This window comes from Flavilitoribacter nigricans DSM 23189 = NBRC 102662 (assembly GCF_002646595.1).
Lineage (GTDB): Bacteria > Bacteroidota > Bacteroidia > Chitinophagales > Saprospiraceae > Flavilitoribacter > Flavilitoribacter nigricans.
In genome coordinates this window covers 1-3,785 of record NZ_PDUD01000016.1, presented here as the reverse complement: position 1 = coordinate 3,785, position 3,785 = coordinate 1, and the positions used below count along the sequence as shown (strand labels likewise).

The 3,785-nt window shown below is 51.5% G+C and carries 1 protein-coding gene; it reads right to left on the bottom strand.

From position 1 onward, the window contains the following. Nucleotides 1–3,785 (bottom strand): hypothetical protein (locus tag CRP01_RS42250; RefSeq protein WP_099149750.1); only part of this gene is annotated, 3,785 nt, incomplete at both ends.

Here is a 3,785-nt window from a genome sequence, read left to right as displayed (position 1 = left end):
ACCGGATCAGTGGTATCACCAATCGTAATCGTTTGGGTATCGGTGCCTTGATTGAGGCACTCATCAATGGCCGTGAAGGTCCGCGTGATCACTACCGGGCAAGTTCCCGTTTGCGTATCCACATAAGTGAGGGTATAGTTACAATCTTCGGTAACCGTAACTCCGTAAGTTGCTTCCTGGCCCGTGATATCCACCGGCGTCTCAGAATAATCCGCTAATCCCGTAGCGACATCACAAGCCTCAATCGTATCATCGCCCGGAGCCGTAACTACCGGATCGGTCGTATCGCCAATCGTAATCGTTTGGGTATCCGTGCCCTGGTTAAGACACTCATCAATCGCGGTAAAGGTCCGCGTGATCACTACCGGGCAGGTGCCGGTTTGCGTATCAACATAAGTCAGGGTATAGTTGCAATCTTCGGTAACCGTCACTCCGTAAGCCGCTTCCTGACCGGTAATATCCACTGGAGTCTCTGAATAATCAGCAAGGCCCGTAGCTACATCGCAGGCTTCAATCGTATCATCGCCCGGAGCCGTAACTACCGGATCGGTCGTATCGCCAATCGTAATCGTTTGGGTATCCGTGCCCTGGTTAAGACACTCATCAATCGCGGTAAAGGTCCGCGTGATCACTACCGGGCAGGTGCCGGTTTGCGTATCAACATAAGTGAGGGTATAATTACAATCTTCGGTAACCGTCACTCCGTAAGCCGCTTCCTGACCGGTAATATCCACTGGAGTCTCTGAATAATCAGCAAGACCCGTAGCTACATCACAAGCTTCAATCGTATCATCGCCCGGAGCGGTAACTACCGGATCGGTGGTATCGCCAATCGTGATCGTTTGGGTATCCGTTCCTTGGTTGAGGCATTCATCAATGGCCGTGAACGTACGCGTGATCACCACCGGGCAGGTGCCGGTTTGCGTATCTACATAAGTCAGGGTATAGTTGCAATCTTCGGTAACCGTTACTCCGTAAGCCGCTTCCTGGCCTGTGATGTCTACCGGGGTCTCAGAATAATCCGCTAGTCCCGTAGCGACATCGCACGCTTCAATTGTATCATCGCCCGGAGCCGTGACTACCGGATCGGTCGTATCACCAATCGTGATCGTTTGGGTATCGATGCCTTCATTCAAACACTCATCGATTGCCGTAAAGGTCCGAGTAATCACTACCGGACAGGTACCGGTTTGTGTATCTACATAAGTGAGCGTATAGTTACAATCTTCCGTAACCGTTACTCCGTAAGCCGCTTCCTGACCCGTAATATCCACCGGCGTTTCTGAATAATCGGCAAGACCCGTAGCGACATCGCACGCTTCAATCGTATCATCGCCCGGAGCCGTAACCACCGGATCGGTCGTATCACCAATCGTGATCGTTTGGGTATCGATGCCTTCATTCAAACACTCATCGATTGCCGTAAAGGTCCGAGTAATCACTACCGGACAGGTACCGGTTTGTGTATCTACATAAGTGAGCGTATAATTACAATCTTCGGTAACCGTAACTCCGTAAGCTGCTTCCTGACCCGTGATATCCACTGGGATCTCAGAATAATCCGCAAGGCCCGTAGCGACATCGCAGGCCTCAATTGTATCGTCGCCCGGAGCGGTCACCACCGGATCGGTCGTATCACCAATCGTGATCGTTTGCGTATCCGTTCCTTGGTTGAGGCACTCATCAATTGCCGTGAACGTCCGAGTAATTACTACCGGACAGGTGCCCGTTTGGGTATCAACATAGGTTAGTGTATAGTTACAATCTTCGGTAACCGTTACTCCGTAAGCCGCTTCCTGACCCGTGATGTCCACTGGCGTTTCTGAATAATCCGCAAGGCCCGTAGCTACATCACAAGCTTCAATCGTATCATCTCCCGGAGCGGTTACCACCGGATCCGTGGTATCACCGATTGTGATCGTTTGGGTATCCGTTCCCTGGTTGAGACACTCATCGATTGCCGTAAAGGTACGGGTAATCACTACCGGACAGGTGCCCGTTTGAGAGTCAACGTAAGTGAGCGTATAGTTACAATCTTCGGTAACCGTTACCCCGTAAGCGGCTTCCTGGCCGGTAATATCTACCGGCGTTTCTGAATAATCGGCAAGTCCCGTAGCGACATCGCACGCTTCAATCGTATCATCGCCCGGAGCCGTGACCACCGGATCGGTCGTATCGCCAATGGTGATCGTTTGGGTGTCTGTGCCCTGGTTAAGACACTCATCAATCGCCGTGAACGTACGGGTAATCACTACCGGGCAGGTACCGGTTTGCGTATCTACATAGGTAAGGGTGTAGTTGCAATCTTCGGCAACCGTTACTCCGTAAGCTGCTTCCTGACCTGTAATATCTACCGGCGTTTCTGAATAATCTGCAAGGCCCGTAGCGACATCGCAGGCTTCAATCGTATCGTCTCCCGGAGCCGTTACTACCGGATCCGTGGTATCACCGATTGTGATCGTTTGGGTATCCGTGCCCTGGTTGAGACACTCATCGATGGCCGTAAAGGTACGCGTGATCACTACCGGACAAGTGCCGGTTTGCGTATCTACATAAGTGAGTGTATAGTTACAATCTTCGGTAACCGTCACTCCGTACGTGGCTTCCTGACCCGTAATATCTACCGGCGTCTCAGAATAATCAGCCAGACCCGTAGCTACATCACAAGCTTCAATCGTATCGTCTCCCGGAGCAGTTACTACCGGATCGGTCGTATCACCAATCGTGATCGTTTGGGTATCTGTGCCTTGGTTAAGACACTCATCGATGGCCGTGAAGGTACGCGTAATCACTACCGGACAAGTGCCAGTCTGCGTATCTACATAAGTGAGTGTATAATTACAATCTTCCGTAACCGTAACTCCGTAAGCCGCTTCCTGACCCGTGATATCTACCGGGGTTTCAGAATAATCCGCAAGGCCCGTAGCTACATCGCACGCTTCAATCGTATCATCACCCGGAGCGGTAACTACCGGATTAGTCGTATCATCAATCGTGATCGTTTGCGTATCGGTGCCTTGGTTAAGACATTCATCAATGGCCGTGAACGTCCGCGTGATCACGACCGGACAGGTGCCGGTTTGCGTATCTACATAAGTCAGGGTATAGTTACAATCTTCGGTAACCGTAACTCCGTAAGCGGCTTCCTGACCCGTAATATCTACTGGGGTTTCAGAATAATCAGCTAGACCCGTAGCTACATCACAAGCCTCAATCGTATCATCGCCCGGAGCCGTCACTACCGGATCGGTCGTATCTCCAATCGTGATCGTTTGGGTATCCGTGCCCTGGTTGAGGCATTCATCAATGGCCGTAAAGGTCCGTGTGATCACTACCGGGCAAGTGCCGGTTTGCGTATCTACATAGGTGAGTGTATAGTTGCAATCTTCGGTAACAGTTACTCCGTAAGCCGCTTCCTGTCCCGTGATATCTATCGGCGTCTCAGAATAATCCGCAAGGCCCGTAGCTACATCACAAGCCTCAATCGTATCATCGCCCGGAGCCGTTACCACCGGATCCGTCGTATCACCAATGGTGATCGTTTGGGTATCCGTGCCTTGATTCAAGCACTCATCGATGGCGGTGAAGGTCCGCGTAATTACTACCGGGCAGGTGCCGGTTTGCGTATCTACATAGGTGAGTGTATAGTTGCAATCTTCGGTAACCGTTACTCCGTAAGCCGCTTCCTGTCCCGTGATATCTATCGGCGTCTCAGAATAATCCGCAAGGCCCGTAGCTACATCACAAGCCTCAATCGTATCATCGCCCGGAGCCGTTACCACCGG